27 protein-coding genes are annotated in these 22,974 nt (G+C 72.3%); 21 read left to right on the top strand and 6 right to left on the bottom strand.

Going from position 1 to position 22,974, the window contains the following annotated elements; translation table 11 throughout:
- Positions 1–131 precede the first annotated feature (131 nt).
- On the bottom strand, positions 132–632 hold the full coding sequence (gene ybaK / locus ACIBCT_RS24335) for a Cys-tRNA(Pro) deacylase (protein ID WP_399192128.1): 501 nt from the start codon (positions 630–632) through the stop codon (positions 132–134).
- Between the two features lie 99 nt (positions 633–731).
- Here ybaK and hisD point away from each other — a divergent pair, with 99 nt between their 5' ends.
- The 8 genes from hisD (at position 732) to hisF (ending at position 6,509) form a co-directional block, all read left to right on the top strand.
- Positions 732–2,039, top strand: a complete 1,308-nt coding sequence (gene hisD, locus ACIBCT_RS24330) for a histidinol dehydrogenase (protein ID WP_399192127.1) — start codon at positions 732–734, stop codon at positions 2,037–2,039.
- A gap of 32 nt (positions 2,040–2,071) precedes the next feature.
- The gene (locus ACIBCT_RS24325) at positions 2,072–3,142 is read left to right on the top strand and encodes a histidinol-phosphate transaminase (protein ID WP_399192285.1); all 1,071 of its coding nucleotides are present in this window, start codon (positions 2,072–2,074) and stop codon (positions 3,140–3,142) included.
- Positions 3,139–3,759 (top strand): imidazoleglycerol-phosphate dehydratase HisB, encoded by a 621-nt coding sequence (gene hisB, locus ACIBCT_RS24320; protein WP_399192126.1) that lies wholly within the window; start codon positions 3,139–3,141, stop codon positions 3,757–3,759. The genes ACIBCT_RS24325 and hisB overlap by 4 nt, the downstream gene beginning before the upstream one ends.
- Positions 3,760–3,784: 25 nt before the next feature.
- Positions 3,785–3,940 (top strand): hypothetical protein, encoded by a 156-nt coding sequence (locus ACIBCT_RS24315; RefSeq protein ID WP_344904689.1) that lies wholly within the window; start codon positions 3,785–3,787, stop codon positions 3,938–3,940.
- Positions 3,934–4,569, top strand: coding sequence for an imidazole glycerol phosphate synthase subunit HisH (hisH, locus tag ACIBCT_RS24310; protein WP_399192125.1), 636 nt, complete (start codon positions 3,934–3,936; stop codon positions 4,567–4,569). Before ACIBCT_RS24315 ends, hisH begins: the two co-directional genes overlap by 7 nt.
- A gap of 78 nt (positions 4,570–4,647) precedes the next feature.
- The gene (locus ACIBCT_RS24305) at positions 4,648–4,989 is read left to right on the top strand and encodes a hypothetical protein (RefSeq protein WP_399192123.1); all 342 of its coding nucleotides are present in this window, start codon (positions 4,648–4,650) and stop codon (positions 4,987–4,989) included.
- A gap of 4 nt (positions 4,990–4,993) precedes the next feature.
- Positions 4,994–5,716 (top strand): bifunctional 1-(5-phosphoribosyl)-5-((5-phosphoribosylamino)methylideneamino)imidazole-4-carboxamide isomerase/phosphoribosylanthranilate isomerase PriA, encoded by a 723-nt coding sequence (gene priA / locus ACIBCT_RS24300; protein WP_399192121.1) that lies wholly within the window; start codon positions 4,994–4,996, stop codon positions 5,714–5,716.
- Between the two features lie 22 nt (positions 5,717–5,738).
- Entirely contained in the window at positions 5,739–6,509 is a 771-nt protein-coding gene (hisF, locus tag ACIBCT_RS24295) for an imidazole glycerol phosphate synthase subunit HisF (RefSeq protein WP_399192119.1), read from the top strand.
- A gap of 388 nt (positions 6,510–6,897) precedes the next feature.
- Here hisF and ACIBCT_RS24290 read toward each other — a convergent pair whose 3' ends face one another.
- Entirely contained in the window at positions 6,898–7,293 is a 396-nt protein-coding gene (locus ACIBCT_RS24290) for a hypothetical protein (RefSeq protein WP_399192117.1), read from the bottom strand.
- Between the two features lie 331 nt (positions 7,294–7,624).
- Between ACIBCT_RS24290 and ACIBCT_RS24285 the strand changes: the two genes are divergently transcribed.
- Entirely contained in the window at positions 7,625–8,227 is a 603-nt protein-coding gene (locus ACIBCT_RS24285; RefSeq protein ID WP_399192115.1) for an LGFP repeat-containing protein, read from the top strand.
- Between the two features lie 182 nt (positions 8,228–8,409).
- Here ACIBCT_RS24285 and ACIBCT_RS24280 read toward each other — a convergent pair whose 3' ends face one another.
- The 4 genes from ACIBCT_RS24280 to ACIBCT_RS24265 all read right to left on the bottom strand — a co-directional run bounded on the left by ACIBCT_RS24280 (position 8,410) and on the right by ACIBCT_RS24265 (position 10,871).
- Positions 8,410–8,784 carry a putative Ig domain-containing protein gene (locus ACIBCT_RS24280; protein WP_399192283.1) on the bottom strand — a complete coding sequence of 125 codons (375 nt, stop codon included), beginning with the start codon at positions 8,782–8,784 and terminating at the stop codon, positions 8,410–8,412.
- Positions 8,785–9,394: 610 nt separating this feature from the next.
- Entirely contained in the window at positions 9,395–9,556 is a 162-nt protein-coding gene (locus tag ACIBCT_RS24275; RefSeq protein ID WP_344904412.1) for a hypothetical protein, read from the bottom strand.
- Between the two features lie 343 nt (positions 9,557–9,899).
- A complete protein-coding gene (locus ACIBCT_RS24270) occupies positions 9,900–10,175 on the bottom strand; it encodes a hypothetical protein (protein ID WP_399192113.1) in 276 nt (91 codons plus the stop codon).
- Positions 10,176–10,238: 63 nt separating this feature from the next.
- Entirely contained in the window at positions 10,239–10,871 is a 633-nt protein-coding gene (locus ACIBCT_RS24265; RefSeq protein WP_399192111.1) for a TIGR03085 family metal-binding protein, read from the bottom strand.
- Positions 10,872–11,125: 254 nt separating this feature from the next.
- On the opposite strand from ACIBCT_RS24265, the gene ACIBCT_RS24260 reads away from it, so the two are divergent.
- The 12 genes from ACIBCT_RS24260 (at position 11,126) to ACIBCT_RS24205 (ending at position 22,949) form a co-directional block, all read left to right on the top strand.
- Positions 11,126–12,913, top strand: coding sequence for an ABC transporter ATP-binding protein (locus ACIBCT_RS24260; protein ID WP_399192281.1), 1,788 nt, complete (start codon positions 11,126–11,128; stop codon positions 12,911–12,913).
- Positions 12,914–12,965: 52 nt separating this feature from the next.
- Positions 12,966–14,738 carry an ABC transporter ATP-binding protein gene (locus ACIBCT_RS24255; protein WP_399192109.1) on the top strand — a complete coding sequence of 591 codons (1,773 nt, stop codon included), beginning with the start codon at positions 12,966–12,968 and terminating at the stop codon, positions 14,736–14,738.
- A 179-nt stretch (positions 14,739–14,917) separates the two neighbouring features.
- A complete protein-coding gene (ppk2, locus tag ACIBCT_RS24250) occupies positions 14,918–15,874 on the top strand; it encodes a polyphosphate kinase 2 (protein WP_399192107.1) in 957 nt (318 codons plus the stop codon).
- A gap of 192 nt (positions 15,875–16,066) precedes the next feature.
- On the top strand, positions 16,067–16,414 hold the full coding sequence (gene hisI / locus ACIBCT_RS24245; RefSeq protein ID WP_399192105.1) for a phosphoribosyl-AMP cyclohydrolase: 348 nt from the start codon (positions 16,067–16,069) through the stop codon (positions 16,412–16,414).
- Positions 16,411–17,016, top strand: coding sequence for a TIGR02234 family membrane protein (locus ACIBCT_RS24240; RefSeq protein ID WP_399192103.1), 606 nt, complete (start codon positions 16,411–16,413; stop codon positions 17,014–17,016). The genes hisI and ACIBCT_RS24240 overlap by 4 nt, the downstream gene beginning before the upstream one ends.
- Positions 17,017–17,145: 129 nt before the next feature.
- The gene (locus tag ACIBCT_RS24235; protein WP_399192101.1) at positions 17,146–17,658 is read left to right on the top strand and encodes a DUF4190 domain-containing protein; all 513 of its coding nucleotides are present in this window, start codon (positions 17,146–17,148) and stop codon (positions 17,656–17,658) included.
- A gap of 180 nt (positions 17,659–17,838) precedes the next feature.
- Positions 17,839–18,306 (top strand): DUF2752 domain-containing protein, encoded by a 468-nt coding sequence (locus tag ACIBCT_RS24230; RefSeq protein ID WP_399192099.1) that lies wholly within the window; start codon positions 17,839–17,841, stop codon positions 18,304–18,306.
- A gap of 169 nt (positions 18,307–18,475) precedes the next feature.
- Positions 18,476–19,285, top strand: coding sequence for an indole-3-glycerol phosphate synthase TrpC (trpC, locus tag ACIBCT_RS24225; protein ID WP_399192097.1), 810 nt, complete (start codon positions 18,476–18,478; stop codon positions 19,283–19,285).
- A 57-nt stretch (positions 19,286–19,342) separates the two neighbouring features.
- A complete protein-coding gene (gene trpB / locus ACIBCT_RS24220; protein WP_399192279.1) occupies positions 19,343–20,533 on the top strand; it encodes a tryptophan synthase subunit beta in 1,191 nt (396 codons plus the stop codon).
- Between the two features lie 59 nt (positions 20,534–20,592).
- Positions 20,593–21,387 carry a tryptophan synthase subunit alpha gene (gene trpA, locus ACIBCT_RS24215; RefSeq protein WP_399192095.1) on the top strand — a complete coding sequence of 265 codons (795 nt, stop codon included), beginning with the start codon at positions 20,593–20,595 and terminating at the stop codon, positions 21,385–21,387.
- A gap of 264 nt (positions 21,388–21,651) precedes the next feature.
- On the top strand, positions 21,652–22,185 hold the full coding sequence (locus ACIBCT_RS24210; protein WP_399192093.1) for a MauE/DoxX family redox-associated membrane protein: 534 nt from the start codon (positions 21,652–21,654) through the stop codon (positions 22,183–22,185).
- Positions 22,185–22,949, top strand: coding sequence for a thioredoxin domain-containing protein (locus tag ACIBCT_RS24205; RefSeq protein WP_399192091.1), 765 nt, complete (start codon positions 22,185–22,187; stop codon positions 22,947–22,949). The genes ACIBCT_RS24210 and ACIBCT_RS24205 overlap by 1 nt, the downstream gene beginning before the upstream one ends.
- The last annotated feature ends 25 nt before the right edge of the window (positions 22,950–22,974 follow it).

Genomic DNA, 22,974 nt, shown 5'->3' with positions numbered 1-22,974 from the left:
GGGCGTCGGGTGCCTCCCGCCCGATGGTCGCGCGGCCCTGGCGGGTGGTCGCGCGGCCCTGCCCGACGGTCACGTGGTTCCGGAGAGCGGTCTCGTGGTCCCGACGGGTGGCCGGTGGGCTCGGTGGGAGGTCACGCGGTCCTGCCGATGGGGGCGGTGACGGCCTTGGTCAGGCGTACCAGCTCCGCGGGGGAGGTCTCGATCTGCAGCCCGCGCCGCCCGGCGGAGAAGTAGATCGTCTCGAACTCCAGGGCGGAGGCGTCGACCACGGTCGGCAGGAGCCTGCGCTGGCCCAGCGGGCTGATGCCGCCGACCACGTACCCGGTGACCCGCTCGACCTTGGCCGCGTCGGCCATCGCCGCCCGCTTGCTCCCCAGCGCCGCCGCGAACGCCTTGAGGTCGAGCTTGCCCGCCACCGGCACGACCGCCACGGCCAGGCCGCCCTCCACCTCGGCCACCAGCGTCTTGAAGATCCGCTCGTACGGCACGCCGAGCGCGTCGGCGGCCTCCTCGCCGTAGGCCTGGGCGTTCGCGTCGTGCTCGTAGGGGTGCAGGGTGAAATCGGTCCCGGCCTGGGTGAGGGCCACCGTCGCGGGCGTTCCCTGGCCGCCCCTGTTCCTGTTCTTGCTCACGCAGGGAGCGTAGCGGCTGAACGAAATCTACATCGTAAAGGCGCTGTCCGCATGGTGGACGTGACGATAACGGGTGGCGCGCCTCCGTAGACTGAACGGGTGATTTCCCGTACCGACCTGCGAGGGGCCCTCCCGGAGGACCTCCGCGACGTGCTGCCCCGTGCCGACCTCGACGTCGAAGCCGCCCTGGAGAAGGTGCGGCCCATCTGCGAGGACGTCCGCCATCGCGGGGTCGCCGCGCTGCGCGAGCTGACCGCCAGGTTCGAGGGTGTCGAGCTGGAGTCCACCCGCGTGCCCGCCGAGGTGATCACCGAGGCGCTGGCGAAACTCGACCCGAGGGTCAGGGCCGCGCTGGAGGAGTCGATCCGCCGCACCCGCCTCGTCCACCGCGACCAGGTCCGCGCCGACGTCACCACCCAGGTCGTGCCGGGCGGCACGGTCACCGAGCGCTGGATCCCCGTCGACCGGGTGGGGCTGTACGTCCCCGGCGGCCGGGCCGTCTACCCGTCCAGCGTGATCATGAACGTGGTCCCGGCCCAGGAGGCCGGGGTGACCTCCCTGGCGGTCTCCTCGCCCGCGCAGCGCGAGTTCGGCGGGTGGCCGCACCCGTCGATCCTGGCCGCGTGCGCGCTGCTCGGCGTGGACGAGGTCTACGCGGTCGGAGGCGCTCAGGCGGTGGCGATGTTCGCCTACGGCACCGAGGAGTGCCGGCCGGTCGCCATGGTCACCGGCCCGGGCAGCATCTGGGTCGCCGCGGCCAAGCGCCTGCTCAAGGGGCGGATCGGCATCGACTCCGAGGCCGGCCCGACCGAGATCGCGATCCTGGCCGACGCCACGGCCGACCCGGTGCACGTGGCCGCCGACCTGATCAGCCAGGCCGAGCACGACACGATCGCCGCCGCCGTCCTGGTCACCGACTCCGAGGAGCTGGCCGAGGCCGTCGAGCGGGAGCTGCCCCGCCAGGTCGCCGCCACCAAGCACGCCGAGCGGATCACCGAGGCGCTGGCCGGGCGGCAGTCGGGCATCCTGCTGGTCGACGACATGGAGGCCGGGCTGCGCGTCGTCGACGCGTACGCCGCCGAGCACCTGGAGATCCAGGCCGCGGGGGCGGCCGAGCTGGCCGCCCGGGTGCGCAACGCCGGGGCGATCTTCGTCGGCTCGTACGCGCCGGTCTCGCTGGGCGACTACATGGCCGGTTCCAACCACGTGCTGCCCACCGGCGGCTGCGCCTGTCACTCCTCGGGGCTGTCGGTGCAGACGTTCCTGCGGGGCGTGCACGTCGTCGACTACAGCCGCGAGGCCCTGGCCGAGGCGGCCGCGCACGTGTGCGTGCTGGCCGACACCGAGGACCTTCCCGCCCACGGCGCGGCGATCCGCGCCCGGTTCGACGGGGAGGTGCCGTCGTGACGGCTCCTTCGTCCGGTGAGGCCGGCGCGCCCGTGAGGCTGGAGGACCTGCCGATCCGGGACGACCTGCGGGGACGCACGCCCTACGGCGCCCCGCAGATCGACGTCCCGGTCAGGCTCAACACCAACGAGAACCCCTACGGGCCGTCCGCGTCCCTGGTCGCCGACCTGGCCGAGGCCGTACGGGGCGTCACGGGCGAGCTCAACCGCTACCCCGACCGGGACGCGCTGGAGCTGCGCCGGGAGCTGGCGGGATATCTGGGCCACGGCCTGGGCGTGGAGCAGGTGTGGGCCGCCAACGGGTCCAACGAGGTGCTCCAGCAGATCCTGCAGGCCTTCGGCGGCCACGGCCGGTCGGCGATGGGGTTCGAGCCGTCCTACTCGATGCACCCGATCATCACCACCGGTGCCTCCACCGAGTGGATCTCCGCCTCGCGCGAGGAGGACTTCGGGATCGACCCCGGCAAGGCGGTCGCCGCGATCGAGGAGCACCGGCCCGACGTCGTCTTCCTGACCTCGCCCAACAACCCGACCGGCACCGCGCTGGACCCGGCGGTGATCGCCCGGATCGTCGAGGCGGCGCCGGGCGTCGTGGTGGTGGACGAGGCCTACTTCGAGTTCGCCCGCACCGGCACCCCGTCGGCGCTGACCCTGCTGCCGGACAACCCGCGGCTGATCGTCACGCGGACCATGTCCAAGGCGTTCGCCATGGCCGGTACCCGGGTGGGCTACCTGGCCGCCCACCCGGCGGTCGTCGAGGCCCTGCTGCTGGTCCGGTTGCCGTACCACCTGTCCACGCTCACCCAGACGGCGGCGCTCGTGGCGCTCGCCCACCGCGCCGAGCTGCTGGGCGCGGTCGACACGCTGCGGGCCGAGCGGGACGCCGTCGTGGAGTGGCTGCGCGGCCGGGGGCTGACCGTCGCCGACTCGGACGCCAACTTCGTGCTGTTCGGGCTCTTCGAGGACCGGCACGCGGTGTGGCGGGGCCTGCTGGACCGCGGGGTGCTGATCCGTGAGGTGGGTCCGCCGGGGTGGCTTAGGGTTTCGATCGGAACGACCGAGGAGATGGCGGCGTTCCGCGCCGCCCTGGAGGAGATCCTGTGAGCATCACTGCCGGCGGCACGGCCGCGCCCCGTCGCGGTCGTGTCGAGCGCGTCACCAAGGAGACCTCGGTGCTGGTCGAGGTCGATCTCGACGGCACCGGGAACGTCGAGGTGTCCACCGGTGTCGGGTTCTTCGACCACATGCTGAACCAGCTCGGCAAGCACGGCCTGTTCGACCTGACCGTGAAGACCGAGGGCGACCTGCACATCGACTCCCACCACACGATCGAGGACACCTCGCTCGCGCTGGGCGCCGCGTTCCGCAAGGCCCTGGGCGACAAGTCGGGCCTGCGGAGGTTCGGCAACGCGTCCTGCCCGCTGGACGAGTCGCTCGCCGAGGTCACGGTCGACCTGTCCGGCCGCCCGTACCTGGTGCACACCGAGCCCGAGGGCATGGCGCCGATGATCGGCGCCGAGTACGACACGACGATGACCAGGCACATCCTGGAGTCGTTCGTCGCCCAGGCCGCGATCTGCCTGCACGTGCGCGTCCCGTACGGGCGCAACGCCCACCACATCGTGGAGGCCCAGTTCAAGGCGCTGGCCAGGGCGCTGCGGGCGGCCTCGGAGCGCGACCCGCGCGCCACCGGGGTGCCCAGTACCAAGGGCGTGCTGTGACCGGTTCCCAGGGGAGGGCGCGGCCGTGAGTGACAACTGGTCGGCGGTCGCGATGGCCTTCGTGGCCCTCTTCCTCGTCGGCGGGATCATCTCATTCATCAAACAGGGCCTGAGGCGGGGCGCGGTGCTGCTCGGCGTCCTGGCGGTCCTGGCGACGACGGCGGCGGTGCTGTGGTGGTGAAGAAGGTAACGGTTCTCGACTACGGCTCGGGCAATCTCCGCTCCGCGGAGCGGGCCCTGGCCCGGGTCGGCGCGGACGTCACGGTCACGGCCGACTACGAGACGGCGATGGAGGCCGACGGCCTCGTCGTCCCCGGGGTGGGGGCGTTCGCCGCCTGCATGGCCGGGCTGCGGGCCGTGCGGGGCGAGCGGATCGTCGCGCGGCGCTTGTCGGCGGGGCGGCCGGTGCTCGGCATCTGCGTCGGCATGCAGATCCTCTTCGAGACGGGCGTCGAGCACGGCGTCACGACCGAGGGCTGCGGGGAGTGGCCGGGCACGGTGGAGCGCCTGGAGGCGCCGGTCCTGCCGCACATGGGGTGGAACACGGTCAAGGCCCCGGCGGAGACCACGCTGTTCGCCGGGCTCGACGCGGCCACGCGCTTCTACTTCGTGCACTCCTACGGCGTACGCTCCTGGGAGCTGCACCCCGGGCCGGGCTTCGACGACCCGCTGGTCACCTGGGCCGAGCACGGCGTGCCGTTCGTCGCGGCCGTGGAGAACGGGCCGCTGGCGGCCACCCAGTTCCACCCGGAGAAGTCGGGCGACGCCGGGGCCCAGCTGCTCGCGAACTGGCTGGGGAGTGTCGGGTGAGTTCCTGATGACGTTCCTCGGCAGGATTTCCGGCAGGGTTTCCGGCAGGGTTTCCGGCAGGCCGCCGGTGAGGTTCCGATGAGCAGGGAGCGGGCCAGGCGGCGGGCCGAGCGGGAGGCGGAGCGGGCCCGTCAGGAGGCCCTGCGCGCCGAGCGGGAGGCCAGGCTGGCGCGCCGGCGCGAGCGCGTCGGCAGGGTGACCGCGCTGCTGCCCGGCAGACCCGTCAGAATCGTGTCCCAGGGCGGCATCATGGCCCGGCGCCGCCGGGCGCAGAACGCCGTCGCGGCGGTGCTGTTCCTGATCGTCCAGGTCATCGCCTGGCTACTCTGGTCCTCGTGGGCCGCACGGTTCGGCACCCTGGTTCTGTCCCTGTTGTTCGTACCGCTTTTCCTCACCCTTGTTTTCGACCGGAGGACCTGAACAGATGTCGCTTGAGCTGCTCCCCGCCGTGGACGTCGCCGACGGCCAGGCGGTCCGCCTGGTCCAGGGCGAGGCGGGCACCGAGACCTCCTACGGCGACCCCCTGTCGGCCGCGCTCGCCTGGCAGGAGGCCGGTGCGGAGTGGATCCATCTGGTCGACCTGGACGCGGCCTTCGGCCGGGGCAGCAACCGCGAGCTGCTCGCCACCGTGGTGGGCGCGCTCGACGTCAAGGTGGAGCTGTCCGGAGGCATCCGCGACGACGCGACCCTGGAGCTGGCGCTGGCCACCGGCTGCCGCAGGGTGAACATCGGCACCGCCGCGCTGGAGAACCCGGCCTGGTGCGCGAAGATCATCTCTGAGTACGGGGACCGGATCGCGATCGGCCTCGACGTGCGGGGGACCACCCTGGCGGCCCGGGGCTGGACCCAGGAGGGCGGTGACCTGTGGGAGGTCCTGGAGCGGCTGGAGGGCGACGGCTGTCCCCGCTACGTCGTCACCGACGTCACCAAGGACGGCACGCTGCGCGGCCCCAACCTGGACCTGCTCCGCGAGGTCTGCTCCCGTACGGACAAGCCCGTGGTCGCCAGCGGCGGCGTCTCGTCGCTGGACGACCTGCGCGCCCTGGCCTCGCTGGTCCCGATCGGCGTCGAGGGCGCCATCGTCGGCAAGGCGCTGTACGCGCAGGCCTTCACCCTTGAGGACGCCCTCGCGGCGGTACGTTCATGATCTGCCTTTCGAGGAGCCTGTGATGAGTGTCGCGGTGCGCGTGATCCCCTGCCTGGACGTGGACGCCGGGCGGGTGGTCAAGGGCGTCAACTTCGAGAACATCCGCGATGCCGGGGACCCGGTGGAGCTGGCCCGCCGCTACGACGCGGAGGGGGCCGACGAGCTCACGTTCCTGGACATCACGGCTTCCAGCTCCGACCGGACGACCATGTACGACGTGGTCAGCCGGACCGCCGAGCAGGTGTTCATCCCGCTGTCGGTGGGTGGCGGGATACGTTCGGTGGACGACGTGAACAAGCTGCTGCGGGCGGGCGCGGACAAGGTCGTCCTGAACACCGCGGCCATCGCCAGGCCCGAGCTGCTGACCGAGGCGTCGCAGCGGTACGGGGCACAGTGCATCGTGTTGTCGGTGGACGCCCGCCGGGTCGTCGACGGCCCGCCCATGGCCTCGGGGTTCGAGGTGACCACGCACGGCGGCCGCCGGGGCGCCGGCCTCGACGCGGTCGAGTGGGCGCGGCGGGGCGAGGAGCTCGGCGTGGGGGAGATCCTGCTCAACTCCATGGACGGCGACGGCACGCGTGACGGCTACGACCTGGAGCTGATCCGGCTCGTCCGGGCCGCGGTGTCGGTCCCGGTCATCGCCAGCGGCGGTGCCGGGGAGCTGGAGCACTTCCCGCCGGCGGTGGAGGCGGGGGCGGACGCGGTGCTGGCCGCCTCGGTGTTCCACTTCGGGCAGTTGAAGATCGGTGACGTCAAGGAGACGCTGCGGCTGGCGGGGCATCCGGTTCGCTGATCCTGGTTTTCCTGGATGTGGTGATTCTCAGGGTGGGGCGGCGTCCGGGGTGAGAGCGGGCGGGGTTCGCGCTGCGGCGGGCCGGTGCTCCGGGCGGCCGTCGTGGCACGCTCCGGCGGTCAGGCCTCCGGCCTGGCGGGCGCGACGGTTGCGCTTTCTTATACGCCGCCCGGAACACCGGCCCGCCTCCGCGCACCGCGATCCGGCCGTAGGGGGTGCAGACCGTAGCCGCTCCGTCTCCGGCCGCCCAGGGTGCGCGCCGGCGCTGAAGCCTCCCTGCGGGACGGCCCGGGGGAGCCGCCGTAGCTGAAGCGCCCCTGCGGAAAGGAGCGCAGGGCCGGGCCCTTCGGCGACGGTACGGCCCCCGTGACGCGGTGCGGCGCCGCGCTCACCAGCCGCCGGTGCCGAAGACGGTCTCGTCGTGGGTGCCGTCCGTGATCCACCACACCGACAGCCCCCGCTCCCACCCCGATTCCTCGGAGTGAGGGGCGGACCAGGTCAGCGCCAGCTCGTCCCGGCCGTCGCCGTCGTAGTCGGCCGCCGTCTGCAGTTCTGCCCGGCGGTTCGAGCCGGACTCCTTCCGGCCGGTCGGGCTTGTGGCCGGCCCGAGCCGCTGAGTCGTCTTCCCGCTACGACGCAGCCCGGAGCCTCCGCCGTGGAACAGCTCGACGCGGCCGGGGCCGAAGATGTCGTGGCCCAGGTCGACCGCGAGGTCGTCGTCCCCGTCGCCGTTGACGTCGCCGGGGTCGCGGCCGCCCTTTCCCTCGGGGGGCGGCAGTGCCACCTGCCTCTCCCGATCCGGCCGGGGGGACGACGACGGCGGTGGTGACGGTGGTTCTGGCAGCAGCGCCGACGGGGTCACGTACGGCACCGGGGACGCGTCCCGCCCGGTGACGAGGGTGCATCCGCAGAGCAGCAGGGCGAGGGCCGGGAGCGTCAGGGTTCCCGTCTTTATTTTGACCTCCTATGTATTTATGGATATGTCGGGATATTAGGGCTTTGTAAGGTCGGATATGCGGCTTGCAAGTCATTCTCAAGGCGTGGATGCCGGGGTGAAAGCGGCTCATCGTACATATGAGGGGCAACAGCGAATCCCACCCGAAAGGACCACTTCCATGGGCCGCGCCTCTCGTTCACTTCTCGGTCTCGCCGTCGCCGTCGCGGCGAGCGCCACCGTTCTCGCCGTGCCGACCGGCGCGCAGGCCTCGACCGCTCACAGCGCGTGCGACGCGTCACTGGTGGCACCCGAGGGCAGCCTGATCGGCGGTCTGTGGCGCTCCAACGGTGGCCAGAGCAGCGTCTACGGCTGCCCCACCAGCAAGGAGTTCGGCTACCCCGACAAACGCGGCTCCTGGCAGACCTTCCGTAACGGCAAGATCGTCTGGTCTCCGAACCTGGGCAACGGCACCCTGGTGCGCGTGTACGAGAAGGGGAACAAAATCGTCTTCAAATGGAGTGGCGTGGGGCGCGACTGGGACTTCTTCAACGTCCGCTGGAGCAAGGACGGCGGCCGGGCCACCCAGGCCAAGGTCGGCCGGTTGACCCCGTGGAGCGGCCAGTACGTCATGACGCCCTACTGCGACGGCGACGTGTGCAGCACCACCAACGGGCACGAGGTCAACAGGTTCGCCTTCGTCGTCCAGGGGTGTGACCGCGGCACGTTCAGCTCCGACTGCGGGCCCTGGAGCATTCCCACGTCCATCCGGGTCGCGCACTGAGCCGTCGCGTCCGGCGAGCCGCGGGGGAGCGGGTGAGGGTCACGGCGGCGGGGGCGTTCGGAGGACGGGGCCGAGCCGGTCGGCAGGGGTGTCCGGGGACGGGGCCGAGCCGGTCGGCGGGGGCGGGCTCGATCCCGCGGCTCACAGGGCCGCTGACGGGTGGGACACCGGTGGGTGCGGGGTCAGGCGCCGGGGGCCTGCGAGGGCGGGGCCGCGCACCGGGGGGTGACGGTGATCGTGACCGTGCCGGTGGTGCAGCCTCCGGCGAGGGTGCACGCCTCGACCGGGACCGTCCAGGTGCCGGGCACCCGGGAGGCGCCGCCGAGCAGGCCGTCGGCGTCGATCGTGATCCCGGCGGGCAGCAGGGTGGGGTCGGGGACCCTGAAGCCGGGCGTCTCGCCTGCCGGGGCGGCCACGGTGATCCTGCCCCTCAGGGGCCGCCCGGCGGGGGCGCCGAAACGGCCGAGGACGGGGTGGGCCGCCGGGGGGCGGGGGACGGGCCGGGAGAGGGATCTGGGGCGTGACCTCGTCGGAGGCGTCGGGGCGGTCGGGGCCATCGTGGTCGGGGGTACCGGGGTGGCCGGGGAGCCGGGGAAGGGGAGGGACGGGTCCGGGTCCGGGGCGGGGACGGGGCGGGGGACCTGGAGGGGGGCCTGAAGGGCGGCGGGGGCCGGGATCGTGGGACGGCCGGTGGCCGGTGGCACGGTCGTCGCGGCGGCCGGGGGGCCGTACGCCAGGACTCCGGCGATGATCATTCCGGCTCGGAAGAAACCCTGACTGCCCCGCATGGACGATCCCCCGTACGAGAAACGGACCTTGCCCTCACGATGCCGGAGAGATCATCAAGGGAGCGCCTCGATGCCCTCCGCGGTCACCCATGATCGGGTCAGGGCGTTCGCCGTACGGGTGACGATGTCACGTCGTGCGAGGTGTGTCCGTACCGCTCTGTACGGTGGGGCCGCGCGGCTTCGGGCGGCGGAGGGGGGTGTGGCCTGGTACCGGGGTCACCGGCCGGAGTGCCGTCGTCGCGGTGGCCGCGCGTCGTTTCCGGGAAGGGCTGGGCGATCGTGTGGCGGTCCGGGGTCCGGGAGAGGTTCGCGCTCCCCCGTGGATCGGCCGGGAGCGCGGTGACGATGGTTCAGGGCGGGGCCGGGCCTCGCCCGACGGTCAGTTGAGCACTCGGGTGACGAACAGAGCCAATCGATCCGCTCCGGTCACGATTCCGTCGAAGACTCCGTTGACCGCACTCGCCGCTTCGGCGGGTTTGGTGAACAGATAGAAGACCACGAACGCTACCGCGAGGTAGGTGAGGACCTTCTTGACCTGCATGGGGGCCTCCTGGCAGTTCCAATCCCAGCCGTATATACCCGAATTTTATCGATCTTTGGCATCTGCGGCCCGGGTGGCTCCCGGATTTTGATGATCATACCCGGCCCACGGGGACGAGCCGTGGTCCGGTCGTGAGTCTGGCATAGGTCACACCCGCCATGGTGCGGTCGCGAGGCGATCCTGTCCAATGTTCACTGCCAGGTATACCGGTAGGGCTACGCCTCCGGGGGGACCGTGACCGATCCGGGACGCTCGCGAGGGGCTCCGGTGGCCCGCGCGCGGCTCCGGGCGGGGGCGGCGGGCCGGAGCCCGCCGCCCGGACGGTCCGTCGTGGGGGCAGGGGTCACGCGACGAAGCCGTGGAACCGCGTGACCTCCTGGTCACGGTGGTATACCACGACCTCCGTGGGGCCCATCAGGCTCTGGTGCACCTCGGCGTGGACGGCGGAACCGTCCGGCATGGTGCCCTTGAGGGTGAAGTCTCCGGCCGCCTTGGCGCTGTCGATCTCCCGGCCGTCGACCAGGAGGGTCCAGCGGGCGTGGACGGGACCGGTCTTGCCGGTCACCTCCACCGTGTGGCCGTCGATGTGGACGCTGTAGTCATCGCTCGTGAGGCTCATCGCCACCGATTTCCCGGGAGGCAGGGGTCCTAACGCGCGAGCCGGGATGCTTTCACGGCGGTCTCAGACGCCCAGGGGGGCGTCCATCAGCCGGGCGACGGCATCGTCGTCGCCGCTGACGTCGACCTTGGCGTGCGACTGGCGGCCGAAGCAGAACAGCAGCAGTTCCCCGGCCCGGCCGGTCACCTCGACCTGCTGCGTGGCGTCCCTGGGGCCGCCGATGGCCACGCCCCCGCCGATGCGGTGCAGGATCACGCGGACGGGGGAGCGGCGCAGGAACACCCGGATGCCCGCGCGCACCTGCTTCCAGAACCGTTCCTCGAGGTCGCCGGAGAGTTCGCGCGGCTCCCAGACCCGCTGGGCACGCCGTACGTCCTCGTGGTGGACGAAGTACTCCGTGGTGTTGACCATCCCGTCCAGGCCCGGCACCCGGTAGAGCCCGCCCGGTCCGGAGCGCACCAGCTCGACGAGGCCGGTGTAGCCCTTGGTGGACTTGAGGGCCTCCTGCACCCTGGCGGTGTGCCCGGCCAGCGGCTTGAGCAGGATGCCCCCGGCGGCGTCGGGGCGGCGCTCGCGGAGCACGAGGTGGGCGGCGAGGTCGAAGGTGGTCCATCCCTCGCACAGGGTGGGGGCGTCCGGGCCGAGCCGGGTGAACAGGTCGGCGAGCGCGGCGCGCTCGGAGCTGGCGTGGGACATCGGATACCTCCGTGGCGGTCCGGAGCGCGGGCTCCGGGGCTCGAACCCCCGCCTGCGGCACTAGGGAGGAGGTCGATCGATCATTCTACCAACGCCGCCGTACGGGGGGCCGAGGCGCGGGGTGGGGAACTCGCCGAACAGGTCGGGAATAACCGCATGATCATCTGTGATAGGGACTTAGGTAGAAACAGGCTTGAAACAATCTTCTCCGAAGGGACATCCCCCGCGTGTCGAGCAAGGTGACCACCGCAGTCATGCGCCGGGGGCTCGGTGTCCTCGGGGTGGCCGTCCGCGCAGAGAAGTCGATCTTCACCGCGGCGGTCCTGTCCAGCGCCCTGTACGGCGTGATGACCGTCGCCGCGGCGTGGGCGCTCGGCTGGGCCACCGACCACGTCGTGCTCCCCGCCTTCCGCCAGGGGGACATCACCACCGGCACCCTCGTGGCCGGGACGCTCCTCATCCTGGGCGTGTCCCTGCTCAAGGCGCTGGGGGTGGCCGGCCGGCGCTACTTCGCCGGGGTCATGCAGTACCGGATGCAGGCCCGCTCCCGCCGGGACGTCACCCGCCAGTACCTGCGGCTCCCGCTGGCCTGGCACCACCGGCACCCGACCGGGCAGCTGCTGTCCAACGCCAGCTCCGACGTCGAGGCCGCCTGGGCGCCGCTGGCCCCGCTGCCGATGGCGGTCGGCGTAGTGGTGATGCTCGTCACCGCCGCGGTCGCGCTGGTGATCACCGATCCGGTCCTGGCCCTGGTGGGCTTCCTGGTCTTCCCGGCGATCGCCGTGCTCAACCTGGTCTACCAGCGCAGGCTCAACCCGCTGGCGACCCGCGCCCAGCAGCTGCGCGCCGAGGTCAGCGAGATCGCCCACGAGAGCTTCGACGGCGCCCTGGTCGTCAAGACCCTGGGCCGCGAGGACGAGGAGACCGCCAGGTTCACGGCCAAGGCCCACGAGCTGCGCGACGCCAACATCGCCGTCGGCCGGGTCCGCGGCCTGTTCGACCCGGTGCTGGAGGCGCTGCCCACCTTGGGCGTGCTCGCGGTGCTGATGATCGGCGCGATGCGGCTGGAGAGCGGCGCGATCGGCTCCGGGGTGCTCGTCCAGGTCGCCTACCTGTTCACCCTGCTGGCCTTCCCGATCCGGGCGCTGGGCTGGGTGCTCGCCGAGCTGCCCCGCTCGGTGGTCGGCTACGAGCGGATCCGGGCCGTGCTGGACGCCAGCGGGTCCATGGAGCACGGCACGGCCGGGCTGCCCGGCACCGACCCGGCCCGGCTGGAGGTGCGCGAGCTGGCCTACGCCTACGGGGACGGTGACTTCCCCGTCCTGCACGAGGTGAGCCTGGAGGTCGAGCCCGGCCGGACCGTGGCCCTGGTGGGCCCCACCGGCTCGGGCAAGTCCACGCTCGCCCAGACCTTCGTCCGCCTGGTCGACCCGGCCTCGGGCGCCGTCCTGGTGGACGGCACCGACCTGCGCGAGGTCGCCAGGGGAGGCGTCAGCGGCGCGGTCGCCCTGGTGCCACAGCAGACGTTCCTGTTCGACGACACCGTGCGCGGCAACGTCGCCCTGGGCCTGCCGGTCGCCGACGAGGAGATCTGGGCCGCGCTGCGGCTGGCCCAGGCCGACGGGTTCGTCAGCGCCCTGCCCTCGGGGCTGGACACCATGGTCGGCGAGCGCGGCACCACCCTGTCCGGTGGCCAGCGCCAGCGGATCGCCCTGGCCCGCGCGCTGGTGCGCCGCCCCAGGCTGCTGATCCTGGACGACGCCACCTCCAGCGTCGACCCGCAGGTGGAGGCGAGGATCCTGTTCGGGCTGCGGGACGCGGCCCAGGTCTCCACGGTCGTCGTGATCGCCTACCGGATGGCCACCATCGCCCTGGCCGACGAGGTCGTCTACCTCGACCACGGCCGGGTCACCGACCGGGGCTCGCACGAGGAGCTGCTCGCGCGCTGCGAGGGCTACCGCAACCTGGTCACCGCCTACGAACGTCAGGGCGCCGAGCGCGAGGCGCTCGCCGCGGAACACGAGGAAGAGGTCAGCGCGTGAGGGAGTACGACCGGGACCCGGCCGCCCACGGCCCGCGGGACGGGGGGCTCCGATGAGCGCGTTCCAGGGGATCGAGCGCTCCGGCCTGGCCACCGTCCGGCACGGGCTGTCGCTCACGCCGGAGTTCCGCCGGGGACTGGCCGGGACGCTCGCGCTGGCCGTGGTCGCCACGGTCGGCAAGATCATCGTGCCGATCGCCGTCCAGCAGACCATCGACACCGGGCTCGCCGGGCCCACCCCCGACCTGGCCTACGTCCGCGCCACGGTGCTGGTGTGCGCCGCCGCCGTGGTGCTCACCGCGCTGTGCGCGTACCTGATGAACGTGCGCCTGTACCGGGTCACCGAGTCCTCGCTGGCCACGCTGCGGGTGCGCGGCTTCCGGCACGTGCACGACCTGTCGGTGCTCACCCAGAACTCCGAGCGGCGCGGCGCGCTCGTCTCCCGGGTGACCGGCGACGTCGACCAGATCAGCACGTTCATGCAGTGGGGCGGGCTGATGATCATCATCGCCCTGGGGCAGCTGCTGGTCGCCACCGTGCTGATGTTCGTCTACTCCTGGCAGCTCGCCCTGGTGGTGTGGGCCTGCTTCCTGCCGCTCATGGTCGTCCTGCCGCGCTTCCAGCGGTGGCTGTCGGGCGCCTACACCCGGGTGCGCGAGCGCACCGGCGACATGCTGTCGGCCGTCAGCGAGGCCGTGGTGGGCGCCGCGGTGATCAGGGCGCACGGCTCGGAGGCCCGTACGGCCGAGCGGCTGGACGCCGCGATCGAGGCCAACAAGGCGGCCCAGGCCCGCACCCAGCGGATCGTGGCGACCGTGTTCCCGCTGACCGAGATCGTCGCGGCCGTCGCGCTGGCCGCGCTGGTGCTGGTCGGGGTCAGGATCGGGCTGGCGGGCGACATCAGCGAGGGACGCCTGGTGGCCTTCCTGTTCCTGATCACGCTGTTCGTCTCGCCGATGCAGATGGCGACGGAGGTGCTCAACGAGGCGCAGAACGCCGTCGCCGGGTGGCGGCGCATCCTCGGCGTGCTCGACACCCCGGCCGACGTCGCCGACCCGGGCGACGACGGCGTCGACCTGCCGCGCGGCCCCATCTCGGTCTCCTTCGAGAACGTCGGCTTCTCCTACCCGGGCGGGGTTCCGGTGCTGCACGGGGTCTCTGCCGACATCACGCCGCGCTCGCGGGTCGCCGTGGTGGGGGAGACCGGCTCGGGCAAGACGACCTTCGCCAAGCTGCTCACCCGCCTGATGGACCCGGTGTCGGGGCGGATCACCGTCGACGGCCACGACCTGCGCGACGTGCGGTTCTCCTCACTGCGCCGCAGGATCGTCATGGTGCCCCAGGACGGGTTCCTGTTCGACGGGACCCTCGCGGAGAACATCGCCTTCGGCAGGCCCTCGGCGACCGAGGCGGAGATCCGGCTGGCCCTCACCGAGCTGGGGCTCACCGACTGGCTGGAGGGGCTGCCCGCCGACCTGGGGACCAGGGTCGGCCAGCGCGGCGAGTCGCTGTCGGCGGGTGAGCGCCAGCTCGTCGCGCTGGCCCGCGCCTACCTGGCCGACCCGGACCTGCTCCTGCTGGACGAGGCCACCTCGGCGGTGGACCCGGCCACGGAGGTGCGGCTGGCCCGCGCCCTGGAGGGCGCCACCCGGGGGCGTACCGCGGTCTCCATCGCCCACCGGCTCTCCACGGCCGAGGCCGCGGACGAGGTGTTCGTCTTCGACCGCGGCCGGATCGTGCAGCGCGGCCCGCACGCCGAGCTGCTGCGGCAGCCCGGCGTCTACGCCGACCTGTACGCCTCCTGGGCCTCCTCGGCCCGTTCCTAGACGCCCCTTGGACGCCCCGCGGCCGGTCCCGGCTCCCGGGACCGGTGGCAGGGTCACGGCCGGTCCCGGTGACGGGGCACGGCCGGTCAAGACCGTCCCCGCGTCGAGGATTAGCCTGGTCACGGTGAGGTAGAGGCAGGGACGGACGGATCCCACGTTCCGTCCTGGGGAAGGGACCGATGACAGAGGCAGTGGGCGAAGAGCCCATGGGCGGGCAGCCGCCCGTCCCGGACGTCCGAGAGGTCATGGAGCGCAGCGACCTGCTCGACGAGCTGGCGGACCTGCGGGTCGACGACGACGATGACGACGATCCCGTCCTGGTGCGGGTGGACGGATCTCCGGTCGACACCTGGCGGGAGAGGTACCCCTACTCCGAGCGGATGGACCGGGCGGAGTACGACCGGCTCAAGCGGCTGCTCCAGATCGAGCTGCTCAAGCTGCAGTACTGGATCAAGGACAACGGCGGCCGGCTGGTCGTCCTCTTCGAGGGGCGGGACGCGGCCGGCAAGGGCGGCACGATCAAGCGCTTCATGGAGCACCTCAACCCCCGCGGGGCCAACGTGGTGGCGCTGGAGAAGCCGAACGAGCGCGAGAGCACCCAGTGGTACTTCCAGCGCTACATCGCCCACCTGCCGGCCGCGGGGGAGATGGTCTTCTTCGACCGCTCCTGGTACAACCGCGCCGGTGTCGAGCGGGTGATGGGGTTCTGCACCCCCGAGGAGTACCTGGAGTTCCTGGAACAGGCTCCGGCGTTGGAGCGGATGCTCGTCCGCGACGGCATCCACCTGGTGAAGTTCTGGTTCTCGGTGTCGCGCTCGGAGCAGCGCACCCGGTTCGTGATCCGGCAGGTCGACCCGGTGCGGCAGTGGAAGCTCTCGCCGATGGACCTGAAGTCGCTCGACAAGTGGAACGACTACACCGAGGCCAAGGAGGACATGTTCGTCAACACCGACACGGAGGAGGCTCCGTGGACGGTGATCAAGAGCAATGACAAGAAGCGCGCCAGGATCGAGGCCATGCGGCACGTCCTGAGCCTGTTCGAGTACGACAACAAGGACCACAAGGTCGTCGGCTCCCCCGATCCGAAGATCGTGGTCCACGCCGCCGACGTGCTCGACGACGACCGCTCGAACTGAGCACCCGCGTCCGCCGTCCATCCGTACCGGGCCGTGTCCGGGCGGGACGTGCGGGTTCCCGGACGGACACGCCGGGCCGCGGTCCGGGACGGGGGCGCGGGGTGCCCGCCCGGGGACGGACGTGCCGGGCGCTCGTCCGGGGGTGGACGTGCCGGGCGCCGGACCGTCCCGCCGGTGCGGCACAATTGCGGCATGCCCCTTGACCCCGCCATCGCCGCCCGGCTGAAGCGCACCGCCGACGGGCTCGTCCCCGCCGTGGTCCAGCAGTACGACACCGGCGAGGTGCTGATGCTCGCCTGGATGGACGACGAGGCGCTGCACCGCACGCTCACCACCGGCAGGGCCACCTACTGGTCGCGCAGCCGCGGTTCCTACTGGGTGAAGGGCGACACCTCCGGTCACGTCCAGCACGTGAGGTCCGCCGCGCTCGACTGCGACGGGGACACCCTCCTGCTCAAGGTCGACCAGGTGGGCGCCGCCTGCCACACCGGCGACCGGACCTGCTTCGACGCCGGGGAGCTGGCGGTGACCCGGGCATGACGGCCGGACGCGGGCGGTGGATCTGGCCGGCGGCCTGCGTGGCGGGCGCCCTGCCGGTGCTGCTCGCCGCCGGGCGCGACTGGTTCACCGTGACGTACGGCACCCGGCAGGTCGCCCTGTCCGCCGCCGAGCTGGTCCCCGCGCTGGGGCCCGCGGCCTGGGCGGCGCTCGCCGCGGCGGTCGCCGTGCTCGCGACGGGCGGCCTCTGGCGCGCCCTCGTCGGCGCGGTGCTGGCGCTCTGCGGCGCCGGGGTGATCGCCGCCTCCTGGTCGGGGAGCGGCACGGACGCCGCGTTGCGCCTCGCCGCCGAGCGGGCGCCGACGGCCGCGGGCACGGTCCCGCAGGTCGTCGCGGTCCCGGCCTGGCCGATCGTCGCCGGAGCCGGGGGAGCGCTCCTGCTGGTCGCGGGGCTGGTGGCGCTCCTGAAAGGTGATCTCTGGCCGGGCATGTCCGGCCGCTACGACCGTCCGGGGGCCGGCCCCGCCACCGGCCGTCCCGCCCCGGCCTCCTCGGCGCGCGGCGTCCCGAGCGAGCGGGCGCTCTGGGACGCCCTCGACGAGGGGACCGACCCGACGGCCGGCCCGGACCCCCGGGAAAGCTGAGCGGGCCCCGTTCCGGTACCCGAAGGCCGTGACATGCTCACCGGCCGCTCGTCCTGTCGGCCGTACCCCGCCGTACCGAACGTATTTTGGCTAGTATTTCGCCCGCAACTCGGATAATCGGGAGTCGTTATGAGCTATGGCAATCAGTCCGGTGGTTATGGGCAGCCTCCGGAGAACGGCGGCTATGGCTCCCCGGACAAGGGTTCCTCCGGTTACGGCTCCACGGGCGGTTACGGTTCCCCGGGCGGATACGGTTCGGCCGGGGGATACGACCCCGCCGGCGGGTACGGGCCGGGTGGCTACGGGCCCGGCGGGGAGTACGGGCCGGGCGGGTACGACCCCTACGGCAACTACGGCGGCTACGGCCCGCCGCAGCAGCGGGGCAACAACGGCATGGCCATCGCCGCGCTGGTCATGGGCATCGTCGGGCTGTTCTCCTGCGGCCTCCCCTCGATCGTGGGCGTCGTGCTCGGCCACATCTCGATGGGGCAGATCAAGCGGACCGGCGAGGAGGGGCGGGGCATGGCCGTCGCAGGGCTGGCGCTGTCCTACTTCGGGGTCGTGTGCTGGCTGGGTCTGGCCCTGCTGTGGCTGGTGCTGGTCGGCACTCTCGGCGGTGCCGCCCTGCTGAGCGGCGGCTGAGGAGGGATCCTCGCGAGCCCCCGACACGGCCGGGGACGCGGACCCGGGGATGCGGGCCCGGGACGTGGACCGGGGACGCGGGCCGGGAGTCGCGGACGTCCCGGTTCACGGGCATCGGGACCCCGCGCGGGTAGGCTGGCCGGCCGGGAGCCGATCACCGGTGGGAGGTGCTGACGGATCGTGCCGACGAGCCGTACGGCGGGATCGCGCGCGGCGGCGCTGGGGGTCGCGGCGCTGGCGGGCGCCGCGGTGGCCTTCGTGGCCGCGGTCGACCCCGGCGAGCCGGGCCACTATCCCCCCTGCCCGTTCCTCATGCTCACCGGGCTGTACTGCCCCGGCTGCGGCGGGTTGCGGGCGGTGCACGCGCTCGCGCACGGCGATCTGCCGGCGGCCCTGGGGTTCAACCCGCTGGTCGTGATCATGATCCCGGTGCTGGCCGCCCTCTGGGGCCGGTGGACGCTGCGCGCCTGGCGCGGTGGCGCCCCGGACCCGGACGGCGGGCGGTATCCCGGATATCCCGGATATCCCAGAATATCCCGGATGTCCGGGATATCCGTGCGACCCGTGTACGCGTGGTCATTGCTCGCCGTGACCTTCGCATTTTGGATAGCACGAAATCTTCCTTTTGGGGAATTCCTAGCCCCATAGTCACCTATAGGTCTCACCCCGTGGCCGGGTGAGTGCGGCCGGGCCGATACCATCGGCGGGACAAGGGCAGTCGATCGGGAGGGGCCTTACTCGTGAGCGAGCGGAGCGAGCGAACCACGGACACGACGGCGTTCGCGAGCCTGGCCTCCGAGCTTCGCGGGGAGGGCAAGTGAGCGTGCTCGAAGAGATCCTCGAGGGAGTCCGCGCCGACCTGGCCGAGCGGCAGGAGCGGGTGTCGCTGGCCGAGCTCAAGGAGCGGGCCGCCAAGGCGCCCGCCCCGCGCGACGCGTACGCGGCGCTGGGCGGCGACCAGGTGGCGGTCATCGCCGAGGTCAAGCGCTCCAGCCCGTCCAAGGGGGCCCTGGCGGCGATCGCCGACCCCGCCGCGCTGGCCGGTGACTACGAGTCGGGCGGCGCCCACGTCATCAGCGTGCTCACCGAGCGGCGCCGCTTCGGCGGCAGCCTCGACGACCTGGCCGCGGTACGCGCCGTCGTCGACATCCCGGTGCTGCGCAAGGACTTCATCGTCACCTCCTACCAGCTGTGGGAGGCCCGCGCCTACGGTGCCGACCTGGCGCTGCTGATCGTCGCGGCCCTGGACCAGAACGCGCTGGTCTCGCTCATCGAGCGGGCCGAGTCGATCGGGCTGGCCCCGCTGGTCGAGGTGCACACCGAGGAGGAGCTGGAGCGGGCGCTGGCCGCCGGTGCCCGGCTCATCGGTGTCAACGCGCGCGACCTCAAGACGCTGGAGGTGGACCGCGAGGTGTTCGCCAAGCTCGCCCCCAAGATCCCCGAGGGCGTCATCAAGATCGCCGAGTCGGGCGTGCGCGGCCCCCACGACCTGCTCGCCTACGCCAGGGCCGGCGCCGACGCCGTCCTGGTCGGCGAGAGCCTGGTGACCGGCAAGGACCCGCGGGCCGCCGTGGTCGACCTGGTCACCGCCGGTGCCCATCCCGCATCCCGACCCGAGGGGCAGTAAGCAGTGACGACTCACGACGGAACCGTCCTCACCACCGCGGACCTCGCGGGCAACGGCGTGCACGGCGACGACCCCGACGTGCACGGCAAGTTCGGCGTCTTCGGCGGGCGCTACGTGCCGGAGGCGCTGATCCCCGCCCTGGACGAGGTCGCCGCGGAGTACGACAGGGCCAAGAACGACGTGGCCTTCCTGCGGGAGTTCGACCACCTGCTGCGCACCTACGCCGGGCGTCCCACCACGCTGACCGAGGTGCCCCGCTTCGCCGAGCAGGCGGGCGGCGCCCGGATCATCCTCAAGCGCGAGGACCTGACCCACACCGGCGCCCACAAGATCAACAATGTGCTCGGCCAGGCCCTGCTGACGAAGCGGCTGGGCAAGACGCGGGTGATCGCCGAGACCGGCGCCGGGCAGCACGGCGTCGCCACCGCGACCGCCGCGGCCCTGATGGGCCTGGAGTGCGTGATCTACATGGGCGCCGTGGACTGCGAGCGCCAGGCGCTCAACGTCGCCCGGATGAAGCTGCTCGGCGCGACCGTCGTGCCGGTCACCAACGGCAGCCAGACCCTCAAGGACGCCATCAACGAGGCGTTCCGCGACTGGGTGGCCAACGTCGACCGCACCCACTACCTGTTCGGCACGATCGCCGGCCCGCACCCGTTCCCCGAGATCGTCCGCGACTTCGCCCGCATCATCGGCGTCGAGGCCCGCCGCCAGATGCTGGAGCTCACCGGCGCCCTGCCGGACGCGGTCGCCGCCGCGGTCGGCGGCGGCTCCAACGCCATCGGCATCTTCCACGCCTTCATCGGCGACCGCGACGTCCAGTTGCACGGCTACGAGGCGGGCGGGCGCGGCCTGGAGAGCGGCGAGCACGCCCTGACCCTCACCGAGGGCTCCATCGGTGTGCTGCACGGCTCGCGCACGTACGTGCTCCAGGACGACGAGGGCCAGACGGTCGAGTCGCACTCGATCTCGGCCGGGCTCGACTACCCCGGCGTCGGCCCCGAGCACGCCTGGCTCAAGGACACCGGCCGCGCCACCTACCACGGCATCACCGACGCCGAGGCGATGGACGCCTTCTCGCTGCTGGCCCGTACCGAGGGCATCATCCCCGCGATCGAGTCCTCGCACGCGCTGGCCGGAGCCCTCAAGCTCGGCCGCGAGATGGGCCCGGACGCCACCATCCTGGTCAACCTCTCTGGCCGGGGCGACAAGGACATGGGCACCGCCATGAAGTACTTCAACCTCTGACGACCGACCCTCTTCCCCTCCGCCACGGCCGGGGAGGACGACCCGCAACGGAAGCAACGATGACGACTCTCCAGACGGTGTTCGCCAAGGCCAAGGCGGACGACCGCGCCGCCCTCATCGGGTACCTCCCCGCGGGGTTCCCCACCAAGGAGGGCGGCGTCGCCGTCGCCACCGCGATGGTGGAGGCGGGCTGCGACGTGATCGAGATCGGCCTGCCCTACTCCGACCCGCTCATGGACGGCCCGACGATCCAGGACGCGGTCCACCGGGCGCTGACCAACGGCACCCGCATCGCCGACGTGCTGCGCACGGTCGAGGGCGTCGCCAGGACGGGCGCCGCCACCCTGGTCATGACGTACTGGAACCCGATCGACCGCTACGGCGCCGAGCGCTTCGCCCGCGACCTGGCGAACGCGGGCGGGGTGGGCACCATCACGCCCGACCTGACCCCCGAGGAGGCCGGGCCCTGGCGCGAGGCCAGCGCCGCGGCCGGGATCGACACCGTCTTCCTGGTCGCGCCCAGCTCCACCCGGGCGCGCATCCAGGCCGTCGCCGACAGCTGCACCGGTTTCGTCTACGCGGCCTCGCTGATGGGCGTCACCGGAGCCCGCGACTCGGTCGGCGAGGCCGCCCAGGGCCTGGTCGAGCGCACCCGCCCGCACACCTCGCTCCCGGTCTGCGTCGGCCTGGGCGTCGGCACCGGCCGCCAGGCCGCCGAGGTCGCGGCCTACGCCGACGGCGTCATCGTGGGCTCGGCGTTCATCCGCCGCGTGCTGGACGCCCCCGACGAGGCCTCGGGCCTGGCCGCGGTCCGCGAGCTGGGCGCCGAGCTGGCGGCCGGCGTCCGCGGCTGACGGACCCGAAGGTCACGGGCGCGACCGCCCGGTCCCGCGCGTACGGCACCGGCCCCGTCCGGGGCCGCCGGTGTCACCTCCGCGCGGGGACCGGGCCCTTGTCACGCTCCGTGTCCGTCGGGCAGGCTTATTCAACGCTTATCCGGTCCGTGATGAGGTTTTCCTCGGTACCGTGCGTTCGCCGGAGCCGTTCGTGCCCGGTCCCCGGAAAAGGAGAATGGTGGTCGTGACCGCAAACAGCCCGCGCCCAATAGGTCGCGTATCGTGATTTCGGCGCTACGCTGGGTGACGACCGTCTCGCGGCTGGTGCTGGCGGGCGTGCTGATCGTCGCGGGTTGGGGCAAGATCGGCACCCCGGCGCTCTCGGTCCAGGCGGTCGAGGCATACGAGCTGCTCCCTGAATCGCTCGCCACGGTGGTCGGCTACGGCCTGCCGATCCTGGAGATCGTCGTGGGGGTGTTGCTGGTTGTCGGGCTGCTCACCCGGACGGCGGCCGTCGTCTCGGCACTGCTGATGCTGGCGTTCGTCATCGGCATCGCCTCGGCGTGGGCGCGCGGGCTGCGCATCGACTGCGGCTGCTTCGGCGGCGGCGGCCGGCTGGCGGCGGGCGTGGAACCCGACTACCTGATCGACATCCTGCGTGACTTCGGTCTCTTCGCGCTCGGCGTGTTCGTCGCCTGGTTCCCGCCGGGTCGCTTCGCGCTGGACTCCGTGCTGGGGCTGACCCCCGGCCAGGAACCGTACGACGACTTCGAGGGCGACGACGACGAGGAGCCCCACGAAAAGGAGACGGACTGATGGGCAAGGCCGCGCGGGAGCAGTCGGCGCGTGATCGCATCAAGTCACAGCGCGAGGAACAGAGGAACAAGGACCGGCGCAAGCGGGCGTTGACGGCCGGGACGGTTGCGGTCATCGCGCTGGCCGCGGTCGGCGGCGGCTGGTGGTTCGCCGCCCAGAGCAGCAGGTCCGAGCAGGTCGCCGCCACTCTCGCGCCGATCACCGTGGCCGCCGACGGCTCGGTGGTCATGGCCAGGCCCGGCGTGGAGAAGCCGGTCCTGGACGTCTACGAGGACTTCCAGTGCCCGGCCTGCAGGGCGCTGGAGGAGACCAGCGGCCCCACGATCAAGAACCTGGCGGCCGAGGGCAAGGCCAAGGTCGTCTTCCACCCGATCACGATCTTCCCGCAGCAGACCAACAAGGGCGTCACCCGGGCGAACTCGGTGCGCGCCGCCGCCGCGGCCCGCTGCATCCCCGGGGGAGCCCCCTGGAGCGCGTTCCACGACAAGCTGTTCAAGGAGCAGCCCTCGGAGACCGCGGAGGGCTTCGCGATCCCGGACCTGATCGCCTGGGGCAAGGAGGCCGGCGTGACCGACGCCGGGTTCGACGCCTGCGTGACCAGCCAGGAGAAGGCGGCCGCGCACGCCGCCTACAGCACCAAGGTCATGGAGGGGCAGAAGCTCAGCGGCACGCCGACGCTGAAGCTCAACGGCAGCGAGGTGGACATCGAGGTCGCCTTCAAACCCGCCGAGCTACGCCAGGCCGTTCTGGATGCCGCCAAGTAGCGCGCGACACGGTAACGTCACCTGA

The sequence above is a fragment of the Streptosporangium sp. NPDC050855 genome (assembly GCF_044456585.1).
GTDB classification, from domain to species: Bacteria; Actinomycetota; Actinomycetes; order Streptosporangiales; family Streptosporangiaceae; genus Streptosporangium; species Streptosporangium longisporum.
The sequence above is the reverse complement of the archived record's forward strand: the minus strand, read 5'-3'. Positions and strand labels throughout refer to the sequence as shown.